The organism is Diaphorobacter sp. JS3050 (genome assembly GCF_013154915.1).
GTDB classification, from domain to species: Bacteria; Pseudomonadota; Gammaproteobacteria; order Burkholderiales; family Burkholderiaceae_C; genus Diaphorobacter; species Diaphorobacter nitroreducens.
The window spans coordinates 2,082,322-2,103,743 of record NZ_CP053553.1 but is presented as its reverse complement, the minus strand read 5'-3'; the positions used below and the strand labels follow the sequence as shown (position 1 = coordinate 2,103,743).

At 66.0% G+C, this 21,422-nt stretch carries 22 protein-coding genes and 2 pseudogenes; 21 read left to right on the top strand and 3 right to left on the bottom strand.

Annotation, left to right across the window (positions count from 1 at the left end; all coding sequences use genetic code 11):
* Positions 1-176: 176 nt before the first annotated feature.
* From HND92_RS10185 to HND92_RS10145, 9 genes and pseudogenes are all read left to right on the top strand, one after another.
* On the top strand, positions 177-536 hold the full coding sequence (locus tag HND92_RS10185) for an RAQPRD family integrative conjugative element protein (protein WP_172206906.1): 360 nt from the start codon (positions 177-179) through the stop codon (positions 534-536).
* Positions 533-772 carry a TIGR03758 family integrating conjugative element protein gene (locus HND92_RS10180; RefSeq protein ID WP_172206905.1) on the top strand — a complete coding sequence of 80 codons (240 nt, stop codon included), beginning with the start codon at positions 533-535 and terminating at the stop codon, positions 770-772. The genes HND92_RS10185 and HND92_RS10180 overlap by 4 nt, the downstream gene beginning before the upstream one ends.
* Before the next feature lie 22 nt (positions 773-794).
* Positions 795-1,163 carry a TIGR03745 family integrating conjugative element membrane protein gene (locus tag HND92_RS10175; protein ID WP_172206904.1) on the top strand — a complete coding sequence of 123 codons (369 nt, stop codon included), beginning with the start codon at positions 795-797 and terminating at the stop codon, positions 1,161-1,163.
* A 12-nt stretch (positions 1,164-1,175) separates the two neighbouring features.
* Positions 1,176-1,586, top strand: a complete 411-nt coding sequence (locus HND92_RS10170; protein WP_172206903.1) for a TIGR03750 family conjugal transfer protein — start codon at positions 1,176-1,178, stop codon at positions 1,584-1,586.
* Positions 1,583-2,275, top strand: coding sequence for a PFL_4703 family integrating conjugative element protein (locus HND92_RS10165; protein ID WP_172206902.1), 693 nt, complete (start codon positions 1,583-1,585; stop codon positions 2,273-2,275). The genes HND92_RS10170 and HND92_RS10165 overlap by 4 nt, the downstream gene beginning before the upstream one ends.
* Positions 2,272-3,186, top strand: coding sequence for a TIGR03749 family integrating conjugative element protein (locus tag HND92_RS10160; RefSeq protein ID WP_172206901.1), 915 nt, complete (start codon positions 2,272-2,274; stop codon positions 3,184-3,186). The genes HND92_RS10165 and HND92_RS10160 overlap by 4 nt, the downstream gene beginning before the upstream one ends.
* Positions 3,176-4,609: a TIGR03752 family integrating conjugative element protein gene (locus tag HND92_RS10155; RefSeq protein ID WP_172206900.1), complete on the top strand. Its 1,434-nt coding sequence runs from the start codon at positions 3,176-3,178 to the stop codon at positions 4,607-4,609. Before HND92_RS10160 ends, HND92_RS10155 begins: the two co-directional genes overlap by 11 nt.
* Complete coding sequence (locus HND92_RS10150) at positions 4,590-5,024, top strand: TIGR03751 family conjugal transfer lipoprotein (RefSeq protein ID WP_034005108.1); 435 nt, start codon at positions 4,590-4,592, stop codon at positions 5,022-5,024. The genes HND92_RS10155 and HND92_RS10150 overlap by 20 nt, the downstream gene beginning before the upstream one ends.
* Positions 5,024-6,514 (top strand): annotated as a pseudogene (locus HND92_RS10145) (conjugative transfer ATPase); the annotation flags it as partial. The gene HND92_RS10150 and the pseudogene HND92_RS10145, both read left to right, overlap by 1 nt.
* Here the strand turns inward: HND92_RS10145 and HND92_RS10140 are convergent.
* A complete protein-coding gene (locus HND92_RS10140; protein WP_231403305.1) occupies positions 6,512-7,630 on the bottom strand; it encodes an IS630 family transposase in 1,119 nt (372 codons plus the stop codon). The pseudogene HND92_RS10145 and the gene HND92_RS10140 sit on opposite strands and share 3 nt — an antisense overlap.
* A 47-nt stretch (positions 7,631-7,677) precedes the next feature.
* Between HND92_RS10140 and HND92_RS10135 the strand changes: the two are divergent.
* From HND92_RS10135 to HND92_RS10115, 5 genes and pseudogenes are all read left to right on the top strand, one after another.
* Positions 7,678-9,078: pseudogene (locus tag HND92_RS10135) on the top strand (conjugative transfer ATPase); the annotation flags it as partial.
* 13 nt (positions 9,079-9,091) lie between these two features.
* Positions 9,092-9,835: a DsbA family protein gene (locus HND92_RS10130; RefSeq protein ID WP_172206899.1), complete on the top strand. Its 744-nt coding sequence runs from the start codon at positions 9,092-9,094 to the stop codon at positions 9,833-9,835.
* Between the two features lie 195 nt (positions 9,836-10,030).
* Positions 10,031-10,525, top strand: a complete 495-nt coding sequence (gene radC / locus HND92_RS10125) for a DNA repair protein RadC (protein WP_003140985.1) — start codon at positions 10,031-10,033, stop codon at positions 10,523-10,525.
* A 190-nt stretch (positions 10,526-10,715) separates the two neighbouring features.
* Positions 10,716-11,192 carry a MerR family transcriptional regulator gene (locus HND92_RS10120; RefSeq protein ID WP_172206898.1) on the top strand — a complete coding sequence of 159 codons (477 nt, stop codon included), beginning with the start codon at positions 10,716-10,718 and terminating at the stop codon, positions 11,190-11,192.
* Positions 11,189-12,718 (top strand): N-6 DNA methylase, encoded by a 1,530-nt coding sequence (locus tag HND92_RS10115; protein ID WP_253939998.1) that lies wholly within the window; start codon positions 11,189-11,191, stop codon positions 12,716-12,718. Before HND92_RS10120 ends, HND92_RS10115 begins: the two co-directional genes overlap by 4 nt.
* Here the strand turns inward: HND92_RS10115 and HND92_RS10110 are convergent.
* Entirely contained in the window at positions 12,709-13,797 is a 1,089-nt protein-coding gene (locus tag HND92_RS10110) for an IS5-like element ISDisp1 family transposase (protein ID WP_011803559.1), read from the bottom strand. The two genes, HND92_RS10115 and HND92_RS10110, sit on opposite strands and share 10 nt — an antisense overlap.
* Positions 13,798-13,956: 159 nt before the next feature.
* Here HND92_RS10110 and HND92_RS10105 point away from each other — a divergent pair, with 159 nt between their 5' ends.
* The 7 genes from HND92_RS10105 (at position 13,957) to HND92_RS10075 (ending at position 20,988) form a co-directional block, all read left to right on the top strand.
* On the top strand, positions 13,957-15,477 hold the full coding sequence (locus tag HND92_RS10105) for a hypothetical protein (protein ID WP_253939997.1): 1,521 nt from the start codon (positions 13,957-13,959) through the stop codon (positions 15,475-15,477).
* A 149-nt stretch (positions 15,478-15,626) separates the two neighbouring features.
* On the top strand, positions 15,627-16,145 hold the full coding sequence (locus HND92_RS10100; RefSeq protein ID WP_017462901.1) for a hypothetical protein: 519 nt from the start codon (positions 15,627-15,629) through the stop codon (positions 16,143-16,145).
* Positions 16,146-16,288: 143 nt separating this feature from the next.
* Positions 16,289-16,732 (top strand): TIGR03757 family integrating conjugative element protein, encoded by a 444-nt coding sequence (locus HND92_RS10095; RefSeq protein WP_172206897.1) that lies wholly within the window; start codon positions 16,289-16,291, stop codon positions 16,730-16,732.
* Complete coding sequence (locus tag HND92_RS10090; RefSeq protein WP_016851975.1) at positions 16,729-17,673, top strand: TIGR03756 family integrating conjugative element protein; 945 nt, start codon at positions 16,729-16,731, stop codon at positions 17,671-17,673. The genes HND92_RS10095 and HND92_RS10090 overlap by 4 nt, the downstream gene beginning before the upstream one ends.
* Before the next feature lie 10 nt (positions 17,674-17,683).
* On the top strand, positions 17,684-19,090 hold the full coding sequence (locus tag HND92_RS10085; protein WP_172206896.1) for an integrating conjugative element protein: 1,407 nt from the start codon (positions 17,684-17,686) through the stop codon (positions 19,088-19,090).
* Positions 19,087-19,440, top strand: a complete 354-nt coding sequence (locus tag HND92_RS10080; protein ID WP_003292115.1) for a hypothetical protein — start codon at positions 19,087-19,089, stop codon at positions 19,438-19,440. The genes HND92_RS10085 and HND92_RS10080 overlap by 4 nt, the downstream gene beginning before the upstream one ends.
* A 15-nt stretch (positions 19,441-19,455) precedes the next feature.
* Complete coding sequence (locus tag HND92_RS10075) at positions 19,456-20,988, top strand: conjugal transfer protein TraG N-terminal domain-containing protein (protein ID WP_017462897.1); 1,533 nt, start codon at positions 19,456-19,458, stop codon at positions 20,986-20,988.
* Positions 20,989-21,016: 28 nt separating this feature from the next.
* Here the strand turns inward: HND92_RS10075 and HND92_RS10070 are convergent, their stop codons facing one another.
* Complete coding sequence (locus tag HND92_RS10070) at positions 21,017-21,385, bottom strand: DUF3742 family protein (protein WP_017462896.1); 369 nt, start codon at positions 21,383-21,385, stop codon at positions 21,017-21,019.
* Positions 21,386-21,422 lie beyond the last annotated feature (37 nt).

The following is a 21,422-nucleotide window of genomic DNA, read 5'->3' as shown; positions in this document are numbered from 1 at the left end:
AAGTTTAGCCACTTCTACCGAGCCGCGGTAGGCGGTGGCCAACTGCGCGATCCGGGGAGCCTAGGCGGTTGATGGCCGGTTCGCCCTGGGAATCCGGTCATGCCGTAGTTCCCATTCTCTGCGGCGCAAAGCGAGAGCGTGCCACAGCATCGTGCCATCAAACGGGGAAGGGCACGATGGGACAGACCAACCGCCGCACATCCGCATGGCCTTCGTTGGCCATGCTGTTGGTCGTGTTGCTCCCGGCCGTGCAACCCGCCATTGCCGACGACACCCCGGAGTGTGAGCAGCTCGCCGCCCTCGCCCGCCAGCTCGACCTGATCGACCGCCTGGCCGAGCACGCCGGCAACACAGCGCCGCAGGCGCGCGCCCGCTACCACTTCGACTACGCCCGGCTGCACGCAGACCTGAGGCGCGTTCGCGCCGGCCTGCAGGACTACCTCGTGCCCCAGCGCGCCCAGCCGCGCGATCCCGTGCCGCTGGCCGGCGACTACGTCCGCCGCGACCGCCCCGACGACGAGGAGCCATCGCCATGACGCCCTCTGCCGATCAGGTCGCCGCCTTCCAGGCCAACGGCGGCTTTGCACCTTCGGCCGTCTCTGCCGTGGTGCTGGGCTTCGTGTTCGCCGTGCTGCTCTTGTGGGGCGTGTGGGCCATGCGCACGGCCTACGTCGGCTGGGCCGAGCAGCGCCTGTCCCAACGCCAGTTCCTGGGTGTCGTCGTGCGCTTCGTCGCGATGTACCTGGTGCTGACCTTCTTCCTCCTCTCCTGACCGTCACGAAAGGCCATACGCCATGAACATGCCACCGACATTCCATCGCATTCAGTCCCGTATCGCCGCACCGCTGCTGGCGCTGGCGCTTGCGGGCCTGCCGCTGGCGACCTTCGCGCAAGGCCTGCCGACCATGGAAGACCCATCGCGCGGCCAGGGCAGCGGCATCCTTCAGACCTTGCAGAACTACGGCTACGACATCGTGCTGCTGATCGCGCTGCTCGTGGTCGCCTCGATGTTCGTCGGTGTCTGCTATCACGCCTACACGCGCTACTCGGAGATCCACACCGGCCGCGCCACCTGGGGCCAGTTCGGCCTGACGGTCGCCGTGGGCGCGATCCTCCTGGTGGTGGGCATCTGGCTGCTCACCGAGGCCACCGGCGTGCTGTAAGGGCGGCAAGCGATGGCCGTCCCTTCGGAGACCCCGCGCGACACGCTGGTGACCTTCCTGCCGCACCGGCTGAACCGCCAGCCGGTGGTCGTGCGCGGGCTGACCGCCGACGAGTTGTGGGTCTGCACCGGCCTGTCGGCCGCCGCCGGATTCGCGCTCGGCCTGCCGCTGGCCTGGCTCACGCACAGCATCGCCATGGTGCCCACGCTGATCGTCGCCGGCATCGCACTGGGCGTCTTCGTCGGCGGAGGCTTCCTGCGCGCGCAGAAGCGCGGCCGGCCCGATACCTGGCTGTACCGCCAGCTCCAGTGGCGGCTGGCCCTGCGGCATCCGGCGCTGGCGGCGTACCTGGGCGGCCAGCGCCTCATCACGCGCTCGGGCTACTGGACTACCCGGCGCAACGCCGATCGAGGTGCGCCATGAGCCGTTTCAGGAACGAGGTTGCGCGCCTGCAGGCGCACGTGAAGACGCTGCGCCTGGGGGCCGGCGCGTTGTTCGTGGTGGCGCTGCTGCTCGGCTTCGGTTGGTGGAGTGCGCCAAAGAGTCTGACCATCCATGTGCCGCCGGACCTGCGATCGGGCAGCACGCGCAAGTGGTGGGACGTGCCGCCCGAGAGCGTGTATGCCTTCTCGTTCTACATCTGGCAACAGGTGCAGCGCTGGCCGACGAACGGCGAAGAGGACTACCCACGCAACCTGCGCACGCTGTCGGCCTACCTGACGCCGAGCTGCCGGGCCTTCCTGCAACAGGACTACGAGTACCGGCGCGCCAGCGGCGAGCTGCGTCAGCGCGTGCGCGGCATCTACGAGATTCCCGGCCGCGGCTACGGCGATGATCCTGCCATGCGCGTCAAGGTGGTCTCCGACCGCGATTGGATCGTCACGCTCGACGTGAGCGCGGACGAATACTACGGCTCCGAGCAGGTCAAGCGCGCCCTGGTGCGCTACCCCATCAAGGTCGTCCGGCTGGACATCGACCCCGAGCACAACCCCTTTGGCCTGGCGCTGGACTGCTACGCCAGCGCACCCCAGCGCATCGAAACGCCGCCGACGCCGACCCAGGCCGGCGCGCCCGCCAACGCCTCCGGCCACCTGCAGGGAGACTCCCCATGAAGCCCGTTGCCTTGTCGGCCCTGGCCGGCGTCCTGCTGACCCTCGGTTTCGTGCCGGGCGGCCAGGCCGTGGAAATCCTGCGCTGGGAGCGCCTGCCCCTGCCGGTGCCGCTGGTGGTCGGCCAGGAGCGCGTGGTCTTCATCGACCGCAATGTGCGTGTCGGCGTGCCGGCCAGCGTCGGCGACCACCTGCGTGTGCAGAGTGCGGGCGGCGCGATCTACTTGCGGGCGAGCGAGCCGATTCCGCCCACGCGGCTGCAACTGCAGGACGTGGAATCCGGCGCGCTGATCCTGCTCGACATCGCCGCCGAGCCGGCGAAGGACGGCCAGGCGCCGCTGGAACCGGTGCGCATCGTGGAAGCGGAAGCCCCGGCGAAGCGCTACGGAGGCGGTGCAGCAAGCGGCGCGGACGAGCAGGCCGATGCGCCCGTAGACAAATCCGTTCCCCGGCGCGAAACGCCGGTACCGGTCGTGCTGACGCGCCATGCCGCACAGAACCTGTACGCGCCGCTGCGCACCGTCGAGCCGGTCGCCGGCATCGGGCGCGTGAACCTGCGCCGCGACCTCGCGCTGGACACTTTGCTGCCGACGCTGCCGGTGCACGCGCGGGCACTGGCCGCGTGGCGCCTGGAAGACCAGTGGGTAACGGCCGTGCGACTCACCAACACCGCCGCGCGCTGGCTCGACCTCGACCCGCGCGCCCTGCAGGGGAACTTCGTGGCGGCGACCTTCCAGCATCCGAACCTGGGGCCGGCCGGCACCCCGTCCGACACCACGGTGCTTTACCTGGTCACGCGCGGCCACGGCCTGGCCGAGTCGCTGCTGCCGGCGCTGAGCCCGATCGACGCCGCCGTGAACCTGCCGCCGGCCGCCGCGGCCGGCTCGACCGGAGGAGCGCGCGATGAAGAGTAATCCGCTGCTCAAGTGGCTGCTGATTCCGATGGCGCTGCTGCTGGTGTTCGTCGGCATCAAACTGTTCTCCGGCGCCCCCGGCGGCCAACCCGCCCCCAAGGGCGCGGCCAGTACGCTCACGCCCGAGGAGATGAAAGCCCTGGGCATCGCAGGCGACACGCCGCGCGATACCGTTGCCACGCTGGTGGCCCAGGTGAAGCAGTTGCGCACGGAGCTGCAGAGCGCGCTCGGCGACAACAAGCAGCACAAGGCCGAGAACGAGCGCCTGCGTGCGCGGGAAAGCGCGATCGACCAGCGCATCCAGAGCGCGCTGGAAGGCGAACGCAACCGCCTGGAGCAGGAACGCAACCAGGTGGCCAGCGACAGGCAGCAGACCCAGGGGCTGCTGCAGGATCTGCAGCGGCAACTGGACGGCCTTGCCGGCAAGGGTGGCCCGTCCGACCTGCCCGTCGGACTGGGGCTCGAAGAGGGTGACGGCCAGCGCTTCGACCGCGGCGCCGGTGGCACGCAGTGGGTCGAGCCCGACGATGCCAAGGTCGACGCCAAGAACGGCAGCAAGGAGCCGAGCTTTCCCCTGAGCTTCGGGCCGGCCCAGAAAAGCCTGTCGGCCGCAGTGGAATCCGTCGCCGACGTCGGCAGCCGCGCGGTGGGCGCATCCACGAAGGCTGTCTACACCGTGCCATCGAACTCGACGCTCATGGGGTCGGTTGCCATGACGGCGCTGATCGGGCGCGTGCCGATCGATGGAACCGTCAACGATCCCTATCCGTTCAAGGTGCTGATCGGCCCGGACAACCTCACGGCCAACGGCATCGACATCCCCGACGTGGCCGGCGCCGTGGTCAGCGGCACGGCCTCGGGCGACTGGACGCTCTCGTGCGTGCGCGGGCAAATCCGCTCGGTCACGTTCGTATTCCAGGACGGCACCATCCGCACGGTGCCGGAGGACAGTAGCAAGGGCGGTAGCAGCGGCGGCAACGCGGGTCACAACGGCGCCAGCATCCAAGGCGGCCTGGGCTGGATCAGCGACCCCTACGGCATTCCCTGCGTCAGCGGCGAGCGGCGCAGCAACGCCCAGCAGTACCTGGGCAGCCAGGCGCTCATCACCGCGGCCGGCGCGGGCGCCGCTTCGCTCATCAAGTCCGACAACGGCAGCGTGGCCGTGGTCGCCAACAGCAACGGCTCGCTGGGCACCGTCGGCATCAGCGGCAACGAAGCGATGGGCCGCATCCTCGCGGGCGGCGTGCGCGACATGGCCGATTGGGTCAACAAGCTCTACGGCCAGGCCTTCGCGGCGGTCTACGTGCAGCCGGGCGCCAGGGTGGCCGTGCATCTGGAGCAGCCGCTCGACATCGACTACGACGCCAAGGGGCGTCGGGTCCACCACCGCACCGGAGAAGCCCATGCCTCGGATCTGGATTGACGCGGCCGCCGTGCTGCTGGCGGCCACTCTGCTCGGCGGCTGCGCCACCAGCAAGGAGAAGCTGCTGCCGCACGGCGACAGCACCATGCTCGACATCTGGCATCAGGAGACCGGCGGCAGCGCGGGCGGCGGCCAGGCCGCGCGGCAACTGCTCGACGCGCGCCAGGGCCTGCGCCGGCCGCTGACCGAGGCCGATGTGCAGGCGGCGCCCGGCGTGCAGGCGCGCTACACCCGTACCGCGCAGAACGAGATTTACCGCAAGTTCCACCGCCTGCCGAACCCCGACCTGGTGATGTACGTATTCCCGCACCTGGCGGGCACCGACCCGGTGCCGGTGCCCGGCTACAGCACGGTGTTCCCGCTCTACCAGCGCGTGCAGTACGCGATGCCGGGCGAGCGCGTGGAGGACTACTGATGGCCTGGTCGCTGCCGTGGTCACGCAAGTCCGACGCATCGCCTGTTGACGCCGCGGATGCGACCGATGATGCCTGGGCGCGGCACGTGACGGCGCTGGCGGCACAGGGTGTCGCCGAGCCGGGCAGCGCGCTCGTCCGGGGCCGGCGCAGGCCGGCCACCCAGGACGACCACGATGCGCTCTATGGCGTCGCGCCGTCGTTCGCGGACTTGCTGCCCTGGGTTGAGTACCTGCCCGGCAGCAAGTGCATGTTGCTGGAAGACGGCCAGTCGGTGGCGGCCTTCTTCGAACTGGCGCCGGTCGGCACCGAGGGCCGCGAGATGGCCTGGCTGTGGCAGGCGCGCGATGCGCTGGAGAACGCCCTGCAGGACTCCTTTGACGAGTTGGACGACAACCCCTGGGTGGTGCAGCTCTACGCCCAGGACGAGGCCGACTGGGACAACTATCTGCGCTCCCTGGCGAACTATCTGCAGCCGCGTGCGCAGGGCAGCGCGTTCAGCGACTTCTACCTGCGCTTCTTCGCCCATCACCTGCGGGCCATCGCCAAGCCGGGCGGCCTGTTCGAGGACACCACGGTGACGCGCCTGCCGTGGCGCGGCCAGGTGCGGCGCGTGCGCATGGTGGTCTACCGCCGCACGTCCGCGGCCCCGGCCCCGCGGCGCGGCCAGTCGCCCGAGCAGGCGCTGACCACGATCTGCGACCGCCTCGCCGGCGGGCTGGCGAATGCCGGCGTGAAGGCTCGGCGTCTCGGCGCGGCGGACATCCACGCCTGGCTGCTGCGCTGGTTCAACCCGAATCCGACCCTGCTCGGCGCCACTGCCGAAGACCGGGAACGCTTCTACGCGCTGACCCGCTACCCGGAAGAGCGGGAGGAGGGCGAGATCGAACTCGCCAGCGGCACCGACTTCGCGCAGCGCCTGTTCTTCGGCGAGCCCCGTTCGGACGTGCCCAACGGCCTGTGGTTCTTCGACGGCATGCCGCATCGGGTGATCGTGATGGATCGCCTGCGCACGCCACCCGTGACGGGCCATCTGACGGGCGAGACGCGCAAAGGCGGCGATGCCATGAACGCGCTGTTCGACCAGATACCCGAGGACACGGTGATGTGCCTGACGCTGGTCGCCACGCCCCAGGACGTGCTGGAGGCGCACCTCAACCACCTCGCCAGGAAGGCCGTCGGTGAGACCCTGGCCTCGGAGCAGGCCCGCCAGGACGTGCAGCAGGCGCGCGGCCTGATCGGCAGCGCGCACAAGCTCTACCGCGGCGCGCTGGCGTTCTACCTGCGCGGCCGCGACTTGGCCCAGCTCGATGCGCGCGGCCTGCAGCTCGTCAACGTGATGCTCAACGCCGGCCTGCAACCGGTACGCGAAGAGGACGAGGTGGCGCCGCTGAACAGCTATCTGCGCTGGCTGCCGTGCGTGTTCGATCCGGCTGCCGACAAGCGCCAGTGGTACACCCAGCTCATGTTCGCGCAACATGCGGCGAACCTAGTGTAGTGTTGCATTCTGTTTGGAACTTAATCGGCTATTGGCGCGGATGACCTTTTGCAGGATGTCGCGAGCGTTCTTGGTCCAGATGAACGGCTTGGGGTTGGTGTTGTGATGCGCGATGTACTCATCGATGGCCGAGACGAGTTCGGGCACGCTGGTGAACACCCCGCGGCGTAGCCGGTTCTCGGAGATGTCGCGAAAGAAGCGCTCGACCATGTTCAGCCACGATGCCGAGGTCGGCGTGAAGTGCATGTTGAATCTGGGGTGCTTGGCCAGCCACTCCTGCACAGCTGGATGCTTGTGCGTGGCGTAGTTGTCGGCGATCAGATGCAGCGTCTTGTCCTTGGGCGTCTCCCGATTGATTTGACGCAGGAACTTCAGCCACTCGATGTGGGTGTGGCGCTGCTGGCACTGGCCGATGACCTGACCGTTGAGCACGTTGAGCGCAGCGAACAAGGTGGTTGTGCCGTTGCGCTTGTAGTCGTGCGTCATGGTGGCCGCGCGCCCCTTCTTGAGCGGCAGCCCGGGCTGCGTTCGGTCCAGCGCCTGCACCTGGCTCTTTTCGTCGCAGCACAGCACCAGCGCATGCTCGGGCGGCGACATGTAAAGCCCCACGATGTCTTCGAGCTTTTGCACGAACTGCGGATCGCGCGAGACCTTGAAGCCGCGCACGATGTGAGGCTTGAGACCGTGGGCCTGCCAATGGCGCATCACGGTGCTGGCGCTGACGCCCAACTCAGCGGCCATCGTGCGCGTGCTCCAGTGCGTGGCCGCCTCGGGCTTGGTCTGTGTGGTTAGCTTCACAAGCTTGGCCACATCCACCTTCACCGGCGGTGCGCCGCGCGGCAAGTCGCGCTCGATACCTTGCAGCCCCAATTGCAGGTAGCGTTCACGCCAGCGCGCCACCTGCACGCGCCCAATGCCAAGCTGCTCGGCAATATCCTTGTTTTGCAGCCCCTGCGCGGCCAGCAGCACGATCTGGGCGCGCTGGGCCAATCTGACGCTGGTGCGCTTGGAGCGCGCCAGCCGGCTCAGCTCGCTTTCCTCTTCATCCGTCAACACAATCGTCGGGGCAACTCGCAATTTTTCACTCCAATGCAAACCGTAGTAGAGCATTGGAGCGTGGTTGCTCAATTAAGTTTCATTAAGAATCAAACACTACACTAGCGCCGGTCTGGGGCCGCAGCCAGGGAACGGGGCATCCGGGCATCACGTTCTTCAACCGCGGCGGCGGCCCGATCACCTTCGATCCGTTGAACCGCCTCGACCGGCAGATGAACGCGCACCTGTTCCTGTTCGGCCCCACGGGTTCGGGCAAGAGCGCGACGCTCAACAACATCCTGAACCAAGTCACGGCGATCTATCGGCCGCGTCTGTTCATCGTCGAGGCTGGCAACAGCTTCGGCCTGTTCGGCGACTTCGCGGCACGATTGGGCCTCACCGTGCATCGCGTGAAGCTCGCGCCCGGCGCGGGCGTCAGTCTGGCTCCGTTCGCCGACGCCTGGCGTCTGGTCGATACGCCGAGCCAGGTACAGACGCTGGACGCCGATGCGCTCGACGAAGACCAGTCCGATGCCGGCATGGCCGTGGAAGGCGACGAGCAGCGCGACGTGCTCGGCGAGCTGGAGATCACTGCGCGGCTGATGATCACCGGCGGCGAGGACAAGGAAGAAGCGCGCATGACGCGCGCCGATCGCAGCCTGATCCGCCAGTGCATCCTCGATGCGGCCCAGCGCTGCGTAGCGGAGAAGCGCACGGTACTGACCCGCGACGTGCGCGAGGCGCTGCGCGAGCGCGCCCGCGACGCCACGCTGCCTGAGATGCGGCGCGCACGGCTGCTGGAGATGGCCGACGCCATGGACATGTTCTGCCAAGGCGTGGACGGCGAGATGTTCGACCGGTCCGGCACGCCGTGGCCCGAGGCGGACATCACCATCGTGGATCTCGCCACCTTCGCGCGCGAGGGCTACAACGCCCAACTCTCGATTGCCTACATCTCGCTCATCAACACCGTCAACAACATCGCCGAGCGCGACCAGTTCCTGGGCCGCCCGATCATCAACGTGACGGACGAAGGCCACATCATCACGAAGAACCCGCTGCTCGCGCCCTACGTGGTCAAGATCACCAAGATGTGGCGCAAGCTCGGCGCCTGGTTCTGGCTCGCCACGCAGAACCTGGACGACCTGCCGAAAGCGGCCGAGCCCATGCTCAACATGATCGAGTGGTGGATCTGCCTGTCGATGCCGCCCGATGAAGTCGAGAAGATCGCGCGCTTCCGCGAACTCAACGCTTCGCAGAAGGCGCTGATGCTCTCGGCCCGCAAGGAGGCCGGCAAGTTCAGCGAGGGCGTCATCCTGTCCAAGTCGATGGAAGTGCTGTTCCGCGCCGTGCCGCCCAGCCTCTACCTGGCGATGGCGATGACCGAGCCCGAAGAGAAGGCCGAACGCTTCCAGTTGATGCAGCAGCACGGCATCAGCGAGCTGGACGCCGCCTTCCGCGTGGCCGAGAAGATCGACCGTGCGCGGGGCATCGAACCGCTGGCGCTGGATACGTTGGCCTGACGGGAGCGACACGATGCGCCTGCCCTCATTCGCCCGCCGTCATCCCTGGATCGGTCTGCTGATCGTGGTGACGATTGCGGTTGCCTCGTGGATGCTGCTGCGCGCGCCGCATCCGGCAACCGAGTCTATGCCCCTGGCCGCCGCCGGGTCCGAGGGGCCGAAACCGGCTGGCCCGCCCTGGCTGTATGGCCGTGCCGATGCGCGCTTCACGGTGGTCGGCTACGCCGACCTGGAGTGTCCGTACTGCCGGGCCTACTTCCCCGAACTCAAGCGCTGGATCGACGGCCATCCCGATGTGAACTGGCAGTGGCACCACCTGCCGCTGTCCATGCACGAGCCGGCCGCGACTGCCGGGGCACGCCTGGCCGAGTGCGCGGGCGAGACGGGCGGACACGCCGCGCTTTGGCAGGCAGTGGCCTGGCTCTACGCAAACACCCGTGGCGACGGCCAGGGCCTGCCGGAGGGCCTGCGCTATCCCGACCTCACGCCGGCCATGCAGGGTTGTCTCGACAGCGAGCGCCCCGATGCCGTCATCCGTGCCCAGGCGGCGGAAGCAGCACAGCAGGGCATCGCGGCCACGCCGGCCCTGCAACTGCGCGACCGCGAGTCCGGCAAGACCCTCCTGCTGCACGGTCCCGTCGAAGGCGATGCCTTGCTGTCGGCCATCGACCTGCTCGCCGCCGGCAGCACGACCGCGGCCGAACCCGCCCATTCCCCAGACATGCCCGCCGGCGTCGCCGGTGACATGCCCAGGTAGCCATCGATCTTCAAGGCTGCGGCGCGGCTCGTCCGCGTTGATCGAAACCCGTTCGCATCGCATCCCTTGACGCGAACAGCCACCGCATCCGCGGTGGTGGATGCCCGCTCGTCACCTGTTCCATCCCCATCGTCCCCCGGAGGGTGTGCCCTCCTGGGGCAGGCGCCCTCCGATCTCATCCATTGGAGGTTCGCCATGTCTCTTGCCATCGCCGACTCCCGCCCGGAGTCGCTCACCCTGATCGCCGCCCAGCACGAAGACTGGATCATCCAGCAGGCCATCACCCTGCTGGAGAACCGCGTGTTCAAGGCCGGTCCGGCGCTGGGCAGTCCCGCCGCCGTGCGCGACTACCTGCGCCTGAAACTGGTCGCGGAGCCGAACGAAATCTTCGCCGTCGTGTTTCTCGACAACCAGCACCAGGTGCTCGCCTACGAGCCGCTGTTCAAGGGCACGGTCGACCAGACTTCGGTGTATCCGAGGGTGGTGGTCCAGCGTGCGCTGGCGCTCAACGCTTCGGCGCTGATCCTGGCGCATCAGCATCCCTCGGGGAACACCGAGCCCTCGGCCGCTGATCGTGTGATCACCGAGCGGCTGAAGAGCGCCCTGGCCACCGTCGATGTCCGGGTGCTGGATCACTTCATCGTCGGCAAGGGCAGCCCGTACTCGTTCGCCGAAGCCGGCTTGTTGTAGTCCGCAGGCGCCCCTTCCGGGGGCGCCTTGCGTCTTGCCCCTATCCACACGTTCGCGATGCGCTCTGATGGTCGCGACTTTCGGAAGCTTGGAAGGCTTGTGGGATAGGCGGCTGAACCGGCCTTTACCTGTTGAGAAGCACACCTTTGCATGGCAGAATCTGCATATTTTCTAGTTGCCAGCAACGCGAATGTCTGCCGTCACCGCCATCCAGTACACTCAGGACCAGATGCGCACGCTAACCGGCGTGTCCGTCGAAACGGTGCGGCATTGGCGCAAGACCGTGCCCTACTTGGCGTCCAAGACCGGGAAGGCTGCCCGATTCACCTTCGCGGATCTCCTAGGCTTGGCCGTTACCAATGAGTTGGTCAGCTCGTTGGGAGTGCACATCGCCACCGTCAGCGTCGGCGTTGACGCGCTCTTTCGGTTGCTGGGCACGAGTAGCGCATTGGCGCTGAATGGGTCCGTGGCGTTCGTGACGGCCACTTCGGCGACCCTGTGCAATATCGGCCCCGAGGGGATTGGACCGGCGCCGACGCAACCGACTCTCGTCATCCCGCTCGATCCGTTGATCATGCGGCTTCAGCAGCACATGCTGCCGATCGTCCCGACGCCGAGCCAGGCAGCGTTGCCGTTTCCACCCGAAGCTATCCGGAGTAGGGCGTGAACACTGCCACGCTGGAACAGGTGCTCGCCGCAACCGGCTACCTGCCGGACGGGCAACCCGCGCCCGGTCTTCGGTTGGGGGCCGAGGCGCAGTCCTCGCGCCACGGCCGCGTTTTTGTTCCGGACGCATTGTGGCGCAGCGCGTCGTCGTTGACCGTCTACTTCAAGTTTGAGCAAAGCGCGCCTGCAGACGATCTGGTCAGCCAGTGGCGACGAGAGGTCTGGAACGAGGGGTTCGCGCCGTTGCTGTGGGTGATCTCGCCGCAGCGTATCGACCTGTACAACGGTTTCGGCACACCCGCGAAAGAAGGCGATGCCCAGAGACATTTGATTCGGCGTTTCGAGAACATCGAAGGTTCGCTTCATGAACTGGACGAGTTGGCCGGCCGACTGGCGATCGAGACGGGCCAATTCTGGGCCCAGGTGCCGGCCATCGATCGCAAGACCAGCGTCGATCAGAAGCTCCTGTCTGACCTTGGATGTCTCGAACGCGATTTGGTCGCAGGCAATCTCGCGCGCGATGCGGCGCAGGCCTTGATTGGGCGCGTGATCTTCACCCAGTACCTGATTGACCGCGAGATCGTCAGTGCGGCGCGGTTGAAGCGGGTATGCGGCCGCACGGCGTTGCCGGCGATCCTGCGCGACCGGCCAGCGACCAGCAAGCTGTTCGCATGGCTGGCCCAGACCTTCAACGGCGATATGTTTCCGCCCTCGTCGGTGAAAACGACACCAGCAGCTCACCATTTGACGCGGGTTGCGGAGTTCCTGGAGGCTGTCGATCCTGAAAGCGGGCAACTCAGCTTCTTCCCGTACCAGTTCGACGTGATTCCGGTCGAGCTCATCAGCTCGATCTACGAGCAGTTTGCACATGCTGAGCCGCAGACTGGAGGAAAGCGCACAGAAGCGTTGCGAAACGGCGTGCACTACACGCGACTGTCCGTCGTCTCGCTGGTCCTCGATGAGGTCATGGATGGTCTATCTGGACGGGAGTCGGTGCTGGATTTGACGTGCGGCTCCGGTGTCTTCCTGGTCGAAGCGCTGCGGCGCTTGGTTCATCTTCGCTCGCAAGGTCAGCCGCCCACGAGGGAGCTGATCCGCTCGACGCTCTACGGGCAGGTGTATGGCGTAGACATTAGCGAAGCCGCGATTCGCGTCGCTGCGTTCAGCCTGTACCTGGCTGCGCTTGAGCTGGACCCTGACCCGCAACCACCGCAGTCCCTGAAGTTCCAGCCATTGATCGGCAGGACATTGCTCGTCGGTGACGCTCGTACTGTCGAACGTGATGGAGATGGCAAGGCCGTGCTGGCGACGCCGACAGGGCTGAAGCAGTTCGACCTTATCGTGGGCAATCCCCCTTGGAGCTTTAGCAGGCCGTTGAAAAAGTGCTTTTCGAACGCATCAGGGACGCTGAGTGCGAAGACACGAGCTGCCCAGACGCGTCTGCGCAGCGATTGCAACGGCCCATCTGGCCGGTTTGCAGGCCCTCCCGCCCATTTCGGGCGCACGTATCCCTGGGCTCACGCATGATGCGCGTCCCACCAGCCGCCGATGCTGCCCATTCGCACAAGGTTGTAGGTGGCAAAGCACAGCAGCGCCTGGCCCGTGAGCTTGGCCTGACCGATCAGCTTGGTCTTTGCCAGACCACCGACGGTCTTGATCCAGCCAAAGGCCTCTTCGATGCGCTTGCGCACCTTCAGGCTGGTCTTGTAGCCCTCGTGCCGTGTCACTCGCGCATCCACCGCCGAGTGTTTGTCCTTGGCCGCCACGTGGGGCGTGACTTTGAGCTTTCTGCAGCCTTTGATGAAGGCCTTGCTGTCGTAGCCCTTGTCGGCACCGACCGTGGCCCGTTTGTTCCTGTTGCCCCGACGCTCCAACATGGCCAGCGCCGCCTCGCGCTCGGCCGTGCCGCTGGCGTGGGTGATCTCGACATCCACGATCAGCCCGTTGCGGTTCTCCATGAGGATGTGCCCCATGTGGCACAGGCGGGATTTGTCGCCCTGGCTCTTCTTGAACAGCCGGGCATCGGCGTCCGTGGTGCTCTCGTGGGTGTCGTTGCAGCGCTCCTGCCCCTTGAAGTCCACCTCGGGGTTGCGCCCAGGCGGCGTGCCGCTGTCGTCGTCTTTGCGCTTGAAGCTCTTGTGCGAGGCCCAGGCGTCAATGAGCGTGCCGTCCACGCTGAAGTGCTCGTCGCTGGCGAGCTTGCCCCACTGGGCACTGAGCTTGACGCGCTCGAAGAAGGCGCGGGCGAGGTCTTCGTTGAACAGACGTTCGCGGTTGGCGCTGAAAGTGGAGTGGTCCCAGACCTTGTCTTCGATGTTCAGGCCCACGAACCAGCGGTACAGCAGGTTGTAGTTGATCGCTTCGACCAACTGGCGCTCGCTGCGGATGGAGAACAGGATCTGCAGCAGCAAGGCCTTGAGCAGCATCTCCGGTGGCACCGATGGGCGGCCACGGCGGGCGTACACCGCTTCGAACTCGCGGTTCATGGTTGCCAGCAGCGCATCAACCACCGCGCGCAACTTGCGCAGCGGGTGTGCCTGCGGCACGCGCTCTTCAAGGCTGATGTAGCTGAACATCGCCCCCTGGAAATCTTGACTGCCTCTCATCGTCCTCGTCTGGGTCGTTCACCGATGGCTTCAGATCGTAGCGGCCAACGCGGGCGTCGGCGGGGGATTTTTCAACGGCCTGTTAAGGGGCAGACAGGAACCGAAGCGCGGCGCAAGACCAGGGTTGCGGGCGTACCTGCGCAACCGCGCGGTGAAGGCTTGGATTTCGTGTTGCGAGCGGCGGAGTTCTCACATGAGAAGACCCGTTTCGGCATCATTCTTAGCGCGATGCCGTTCTTCAGCCGCAGCGGCACCGGCATGGCAGCAGCTCAGCATGTGATGCGAGCCGTGGCTCCGATCACCTTGGTAAATCTGTCCAATTTGTGCAGTTGGCTCTTCGCGACAGCGGCCATGCCCGCAGTGGTTCTCTTTGCCCGTCATCGACCGAAGCAGCGAACGGATCAGGTCACGGTCGTTCAGATCCCGTGGACGCCCAGCGGTGCAAGGACTCATTCGTTCGAGGTGGCGCCGAGTGACGTCATCACTTTGACACTCGACGAAATCCAAGAACAGCCGTTGAAGCTCAAGGCAGCAGCCGTTGGCCGGCGCCGTGACCTCCTATTGCTGGATGACTTGACTTCGGCCCACAGAAATCTGGGCGAGCAACTCTCATTACTCGACACTACCTTCCAGGTTGGATTGATTCGCGGGGCCCCAGAGAATCAGACGCGCGATGCTCGCCCGCTAAAAGGATTGGATGTACTGCAAGTCAAAGACATGCAGCACTTCAACATTCCCGATGATTTGCCGACTTTCAGCCAATCGAAGGCACAATGGCCACGATCGCGGGAGATATATCAAGCCCCGCTTCTCATCGTGAAGGAAATGCTTCTGGGGAGTCCACGCGTCTTGGCGGCCGTCTCCGAGCGGGATCTCGTCTTCACGAACTCATACTTCGCAGTGTCTCTTCCGAGAGGGCACACGCGGACGGCACATTTGCTTGCCACCGTGTTGAGTTCTGCTTTTGCGACATGGTTCTTCTATCTGACCGCTGCAGAGTTTGGAATCTACAAGAGGAAGCTGCTGGCTCGCGACCTCAGCTTCCTACCGGTGCCTAATTTCACGAGCGCAGTGAAATCTGAGGCTGGCCAGCGCCTGCTGCAGATTGAGAAGAATCTGCGCGCCAACGGCACCGACGAGAGGGGATGGGCTGAACTGGACGAAGCTGTCTTCGATCTGTACGAACTGAACGATGCCGACCGAACTGTCATTCGAGACGGCCTCCTTCGCGCCGGGTGGCAATGGGAAACCGGCCGCGAATCATCCGTGGAGCCATCGGACAGTCGTACTGAGGTCACGGCGTATGCCAAGACGTTCCTGTCCGTTATCGAGGATTGGCTTTCCGTTCGCAATAAGCGGCACATGCGCGCCGAAGTGCTCGACTTGCCAAGCAGTTCGGCCTTGCGCGTCGTGCGCTTTGTCTTGGAAGAAGGGCCGGGTAATGCGAGCGTGAGCGTCGTGGCACCACAAGGCGAATTGGGTGAAGTACTGGCACGTATCGGCAGGCGCCTGAAAGTCAAGATTGCGACCGCGCTCAGTGCAGAGCGGGAATTGCGAGTACACGGACGCAACGAAGTCGTGATCATCAAGCCAGCAGCGCGGCGCTACTGGATGGGCATAGCGGCACTGGAAGATGCCGATGCAGTGGTCGCGGAGAGCTTTTCAGGGGGCAAAGTTTGAGGATCCCCTATGAGGCACCTCCTGCACTGGGCAGAGAGTTCATTGAACTTGAGCCCGAGGTTGTGGCGGTCATTCTGCTGACACTGGCCGCAGGTTGGCAGCGAGCATGCGCAGCCGAGGACGTGAATGCCAACGCTGGAGAGGTAATCATGACCGAGCGCCTGCGGGACGGGATGCGCATTGCGCTGAAGAACTCCCCGTGGAAGCAGATCATGGTGCTGCCTGGCACGGAATCGCGATCCAAAAGCAACGTGATGCTGCCAGACGGACGTACCGACATCCCGCTGGCGTTCGTCGAAATTTTCTTGCGCACGCAGGAGCATGATCCGCACGCGATCATCGAATGCAAACGAATCGCCGGGTCGGACACTCACTTGTGTCGAGAGTACGTCGTCGAGGGCATGGATCGATTCATCCAGGAGAAGTACGGCGAGAACCATGCTATCGGCTTCATGGTGGGGTACGTTCTTGCCGGCGCTCCTTCGGAATCCGCGGATGGCGTCAACGCTTACTTGAGAAGAGTTTCGCGCTCGGTAGATCGCCTCGCCCCGAGCGACATCAGTGACGGGACTTGGCAGAGCCTACATGCACGCTCCAAGCCGTCGATGCCGATTCGCTTACAGCATGCGTTTCTTGGGTTCGCGGGCACCTCAGCGTCCCGCACCTGATCTCCGCCTCCGACAGGAGGCAATCACAACGCTCACAACGGCATAGGGTATGAAACCGGCAGGGGCCGGATGCGGTTTCTTTGTCGCGCTAGATCGGCACTTGAAGTCGACTGTGACTTTGATCGACTCCAAGGACGCCCGATATGCCGGCCCCCGTCTTCAAGGCTTCGCCCCGGCTGCCGACCATCAGCATTGCGCCCGGACTGTGGGCAGTGCTGTTCATGTTTACCCAGACTGCAGCAGCCGACGTGCTCGTCGTCACCGACAGCCGTCATCCGGTGCAGGCCCCGGCCGGCGTGCGGATCATCGAGCTGGACCAGGCCACGCGCATCGAGGTCGAACTCGCCGCGCACCTGCCGGCCGACCCGCAACAGGCCGCAGCCGTGGTGCGGCAGCGGTTGCATGACGGCGGCGAGGCCCTTCAACGCCGCATCGGCCACGCCTACCAAGGTGTTGCGGATGCCTGGGGACTGGGCATCGCCAAGATTCCCGCCGTGGTGGTCGATCGACGCTACGTGGTCTACGGCGAGCCCGACGTGGCACGCGCTGTCGCGCGCATCAACGCCTACCGGAGCACGCAGCCATGAGTCTCCTGCTGGCATCCCGGCGCCTGCGCGCCACCGTCGCCTCGCTGCTGCTGAGCACGGCCACGTCGACGTTCGCCCTGGACACCGCCACCATCGTCTCGTCGGCGCTGTCCCCCGACTGCCTCGAATACCGCGTGGTCGGTATCTGCTACTGGCTGTACTGCACGCCCTTCGGCTGCTCGGTTCGCACTTCCGTCAAGGTGCGCCACTACGTCCCCGATGCGGTGGTGTCGAGCTACTCGAACACCGGCGAAAACCCGTGGCTGGAGGTCAGGGCGATGAGCATGCCCAACCCGACCGCCAAGGCGGGCGGTGACGGCACGACCAACCACGACAACGAGAACAACCTCGCCAAGTTCAAGAACGCCGATGTCATCGGCCATCCGGCCGGGCTGGTGTTCAGCCAGTTCGCCAGCGCCTCCGGCTACACCTGCGAAGGCGCTGGCACGGCCTTCATGCCGTATCTGCTGAGCACGCTCGACACGATCGCCTGGCGCTACAACATCCCGGAAGCGTTCTACCCCGAAGCGCTCATCCCCGGCCGGCGCGAAATCGGTACGCGCACCGGCCTGAACCTCTGGGGCAACGTGTATCCCCGCGGTGGCTTCCTGCACCAGACCGACGACCACAAGAGCGGCGCCGTGGTCGCGCAGCGCGCGGGCGACATTGTGACGCGCCGCAACCAGATTCACGTGTACCAGCCTCTGCTGGCCAACGCCCGCGACGGCTACTGGCCGGCCGGCGCGTTGATGGAGACCGACGCCTCGACGGGCAAGTGGCAGGAGCTGACGCCCACGCTCTCGAACAGTTGCGTGGTTTTCCCGCACAGCCGCACCCGCGTGCAGGCCCAGCAAGGCGACTACGCCTGGGCCCTGTGGCGGCCGTACTCCTGCTGCCGGCGCCGTGGCCAGGTCTTCCTCGGCAGCGTCGATTTCATGTGAGGAACCCACGATGAACGCCTCCCTCCCTGACTTCCTGCGCCGCGCGAAATCGCCCCTGCGGGCCACGCTGCTCGTGGCGGCCATCACGCTGGCCGTCGGCGTCGCCTGGGCGCAGACCCGCATCGATCCCAATGGCGTGAACGTCAGCGGCAGCGTGATCGGCGACGACGTGCTCTACAGCATCGGCGGCGGCCGGGCCGTGTCGATGGGGGGTGCCGGCAACATGCAGAGCATCGGCGTCGGCGTCGGCTGGAACAGCAACCTGATCTGCGGCGACATGAGCATCACCACGACGCTGCAGAACCAGCTCAACGGCATCACCAACGGCTTCCAGACGATCATGAGCAACGTGATCCAGAATGCCACCAGCGCCGTGGCCTCGCTGCCGGCCCTGATCATCCAGCGCGCCGACCCGGGCCTGTACAACCTGCTCACCAACGGCATCCTGCAGGCGCGCCTGGATTTCGACCGCTCGAAGATGACCTGCCGCGCCATCGCCAATCGTATGGCGGACATGGCCGGCGGCCAGGCCGGCTGGGACCAGCTCGCCGAAGGGATGGCGCTGCGGGATGCGGTCAGCAGCACCGATGCCGTCTCCGCCATCGAGCAGGCCGAGTCCAACAAAGGGAACAACGGCGTGCCCTGGGTCGGCGGCGGCAACGCGGGCGGCTCCGGCCAGAGTTCGATCAAGGTGGTCGGCGACGTGACGCGCGCGGGCTACAACCTGCTCAACGGGCGCAGCGCCACCGATACCTCGTCGATCGCGCGCAGCGCCTGCGGCAACCGCCTGACCTGCCAGACCTGGTCGTCGCCTGGCGCGGCCGCGGCCTTTGCGAACCGCGTGCTGGGCGAACGCGAGCAACGCACCTGCGAAAACTGCACGAAGACCCAGACCACGCCTGGCGTCGGGCTCACGCCAGTGATCCAGGAAGAGTACGAGACCAAGCTGCAGGTGTTGCAGGAACTGGTGACGGGCGCCCGGCCGACGACACTGGCCAATCTCGACGCGGCCGGCAGCAGCTCGCTGCCGATCACCCGCGGCGTGATCGAGGCCCTGCGTGACGAGCCCGACCAGGACGTGCTGGGCCGGCGCCTCGCGTCCGAGGCTGCGCTGTCCAGCGTGCTGGAGAAGGCCTTGCTGCTGCAACGCACGTTGCTGACCGGCAAGAAGGAGCCGAACGTCGCCGCCAACGAGCTCGCCGTGCAGGCGGTGGACCAGGAGAACAGCGCGCTGGAGCAGGAGATCAACAACCTCAAGACCGAGCTGGAGCTGCGCCGCACGCTGGCCGGCAACTCGGCGATGGCGATCATCCAGCGCCACAGTACCCGCGCTGCCGGCTCGCGCGGCGTCTTCGAGGGCGACACCACGCGCGACCGTCTGCGGGAAGTCCAGAAGCCGCGGAGCGGTACGCCATGAGCCGGCTCGCCTGGCTGCGGCTGCCATGGCTGTTCAACCGCCGCGTCGGCGTGGCGCTGCTGTGGACCTTGCTGGTGGTCGCCGCCGCGGTGGCGGTGAACATCGCCGGCATCCACGTGGTCGGCGGCGTCGAGGGCTGGCAGCACTGGCTGCAGGCGCACGCCGGCCACTTCTTCGTGTGGCGTCTGTGCCTCTACGGAGCGACGGCTTACGGCTGGTGGTGGATGCGTCGGCGCCTGTTGCGGCGGGAGCCGTCCCGCGAGACGCATCAGCGCCTGCTGCGCACGGAGATCGCGGCCGTCATCGCCGTGGTCGCGCTGGAAGCCAGCCAGCTGCTGCGGCACGGCTGAGACCGGGAGGCAGGCATGACGCTCTACACCACGGACTACTTGGAGTATTACCTGACCCTGGTGGCTTGGGTGGTCAACAACGGCATCTGGAGCATCCTCGTGGCCAGCGGCGTGTTCGCGCTGCCGTTCGTGGCCATCGTGATCCAGGAGTGGCTCAAGGCCCGCAGCGAAGGTGCGGACGAAGGCAACAAGGGCGTGCTGTCGTCGATGCGCATCGAGAACCGGGTGTGGGTGGCGATCGTGGTCATCATGTTCGCCGGCATCCCGTTCATCCCGGTGGATCTCGCCACGATCAGGTTCGACACCACGCGCTCCGCGCAATGCCAGGTCAGTGTCCCGCTGCCCAACGACACGGGCTGGTCCAACGTCTACACGGCGCTCAACGACCAGAGCGCGCTGGTGCCGGTGTGGTGGTTCTTCATGCACGCGCTGTCGAAAGCCGTGACGGGCTCCGCGGTGGCGGCGATTCCCTGCGGCACGGACCTGCGTCAGATTCGCATGGATGTGGATGCCACGCGCATCGACGATCCGGTGCTGGCACAGGAGGTCGCCGACTTCACGCACGACTGCTACGGGCCGTCGCGCGCCAAGCTGTTCATGAACCGGCCGACGCTCTCCGACGAGCAGATGAACGACGTCACCTGGATCGGATCGAGTTACTTCCTCGACACGCCCGGCTTCTATGACACCTATCGCGCCAAGACCCCACGCACGGCCTGGCCCTACGACGCGACCCGCGATGCGGGGCTGGCACAGGTGGGCAGCGGCGGCGGCTATCCATCCTGCCGGCAGTGGTGGGCCGATGGCGGCCAGGGACTGCGCAGCCGGCTGCTGGCACAGGTCGACCCGGACCTGCTGACCCGCATCGGGCGCTGGGTGGGATTCCTGTCGCAGAGCGAGGTCAATGACTCGGTGATCCGCGCCGTGGTCTCACCGAGGCAGCAGAAGATGAACCAGGGCGCCGTCTACACCGACTACGGCGGCCAGATCGACAAGACGCTGCCGAACGTCGTCACGCGCGGCGCGAGCGACCTGGGGTTGACCGTCGGCTCGCTGGGCTTTTTTCCGGCAATGGACGTGGTGCGCCAGGCGCTGCCGATGGTGCTGACCATGCTCAAGATGGCGCTCGTCATCTGCATCCCACTGGTGCTGCTGATCGGCACCTACGACCTGAAGACGGTGGTGACGGTGAGCTGCGTCCAGTTCGCGCTGTTCTTCGTGGACTTCTGGTTCCAGCTCGCGCGCTGGATCGACAGCACGATCCTGGATGCGCTCTACGGCTGGGGGTTTGGCGCGGACAGGCCGCACGCCAACTTCGACCCATTGATCGGCCTGAACAATGCGTTCGGTGACATGCTGCTGAACTTCGTCATGGCAACGATGTTCATCGTGTTGCCGACGTTCTGGGTCATGGCACTCGGATGGGCAGGCGTTCGCGCCGGAAACTTCCTGGGCGGTCTTATCACTGGCACGTCCGATGCGAAGTCGGCTGGGGGTAGTGGCTCTCGCCTTGCGATGACGGCTGTATCGAAAGGTGCTGCGAAGTAAGGAGCACTCTCTCGCGTTGATGCGGCAGCTACGGCTCGTCGGGATCGCCCATGTCGATCCGCCAGTCATCTTTGTCGTACAGGCCGACGCCCGAGTGTCCGTCTCTAAGTTCCGGCTGCTTCTCGTCGTCCTCGTCGGCGTTCCGCGCGAGCCATGCGGCGACCACCGCAAAGGCCAGCAGCAGGACGAGCCAGGATACGGTGTATAGCAGCATGCCAAGTACGGCCAGCTTGACGATCCAGAGCACCGCCGTCGCCGCGCCCGCGGGTACCCCGCGCGTCACCAGCCAGCCGGCGACACGCTGCTCGCGGCGGAGGTATCCACGCCAGGCACGGCCAGCCCCCCGGCCCAGCCGGTGGCTCCAGCGCCCGTTGTGCGTGTTGGTGCTCATGCTCATATGCCTCGGCTTCAGTGGTGCCTCACCTCGCGGAGCG

Bases quoted from the DNA above. Each gene is read 5' to 3' on its own strand.
- HND92_RS10175 (WP_172206904.1), top strand. From the start codon at position 795: ATGAACATGCCACCGACATTCCATCGCATTCAGTCCCGTATCGCCGCA.
- HND92_RS10095 (WP_172206897.1), top strand. From the start codon at position 16,289: ATGCCGGCCCCCGTCTTCAAGGCTTCGCCCCGGCTGCCGACCATCAGC.
- HND92_RS10180 (WP_172206905.1), top strand. From the start codon at position 533: ATGACGCCCTCTGCCGATCAGGTCGCCGCCTTCCAGGCCAACGGCGGC.
- HND92_RS10140 (WP_231403305.1), bottom strand. From the start codon at position 7,630: ATGCTCTACTACGGTTTGCATTGGAGTGAAAAATTGCGAGTTGCCCCG.
- HND92_RS10185 (WP_172206906.1), top strand. From the start codon at position 177: ATGGGACAGACCAACCGCCGCACATCCGCATGGCCTTCGTTGGCCATG.
- HND92_RS10155 (WP_172206900.1), top strand. From the start codon at position 3,176: ATGAAGAGTAATCCGCTGCTCAAGTGGCTGCTGATTCCGATGGCGCTG.
- HND92_RS10120 (WP_172206898.1), top strand. From the start codon at position 10,716: ATGTCTGCCGTCACCGCCATCCAGTACACTCAGGACCAGATGCGCACG.
- HND92_RS10170 (WP_172206903.1), top strand. From the start codon at position 1,176: ATGGCCGTCCCTTCGGAGACCCCGCGCGACACGCTGGTGACCTTCCTG.
- HND92_RS10130 (WP_172206899.1), top strand. From the start codon at position 9,092: ATGCGCCTGCCCTCATTCGCCCGCCGTCATCCCTGGATCGGTCTGCTG.
- HND92_RS10090 (WP_016851975.1), top strand. From the start codon at position 16,729: ATGAGTCTCCTGCTGGCATCCCGGCGCCTGCGCGCCACCGTCGCCTCG.
- HND92_RS10165 (WP_172206902.1), top strand. From the start codon at position 1,583: ATGAGCCGTTTCAGGAACGAGGTTGCGCGCCTGCAGGCGCACGTGAAG.
- radC (WP_003140985.1), top strand. From the start codon at position 10,031: ATGTCTCTTGCCATCGCCGACTCCCGCCCGGAGTCGCTCACCCTGATC.
- HND92_RS10160 (WP_172206901.1), top strand. From the start codon at position 2,272: ATGAAGCCCGTTGCCTTGTCGGCCCTGGCCGGCGTCCTGCTGACCCTC.
- HND92_RS10080 (WP_003292115.1), top strand. From the start codon at position 19,087: ATGAGCCGGCTCGCCTGGCTGCGGCTGCCATGGCTGTTCAACCGCCGC.
- HND92_RS10085 (WP_172206896.1), top strand. From the start codon at position 17,684: ATGAACGCCTCCCTCCCTGACTTCCTGCGCCGCGCGAAATCGCCCCTG.
- HND92_RS10150 (WP_034005108.1), top strand. From the start codon at position 4,590: ATGCCTCGGATCTGGATTGACGCGGCCGCCGTGCTGCTGGCGGCCACT.
- HND92_RS10110 (WP_011803559.1), bottom strand. From the start codon at position 13,797: ATGAGAGGCAGTCAAGATTTCCAGGGGGCGATGTTCAGCTACATCAGC.
- HND92_RS10100 (WP_017462901.1), top strand. From the start codon at position 15,627: ATGACCGAGCGCCTGCGGGACGGGATGCGCATTGCGCTGAAGAACTCC.
- HND92_RS10070 (WP_017462896.1), bottom strand. From the start codon at position 21,385: ATGAGCATGAGCACCAACACGCACAACGGGCGCTGGAGCCACCGGCTG.
- HND92_RS10075 (WP_017462897.1), top strand. From the start codon at position 19,456: ATGACGCTCTACACCACGGACTACTTGGAGTATTACCTGACCCTGGTG.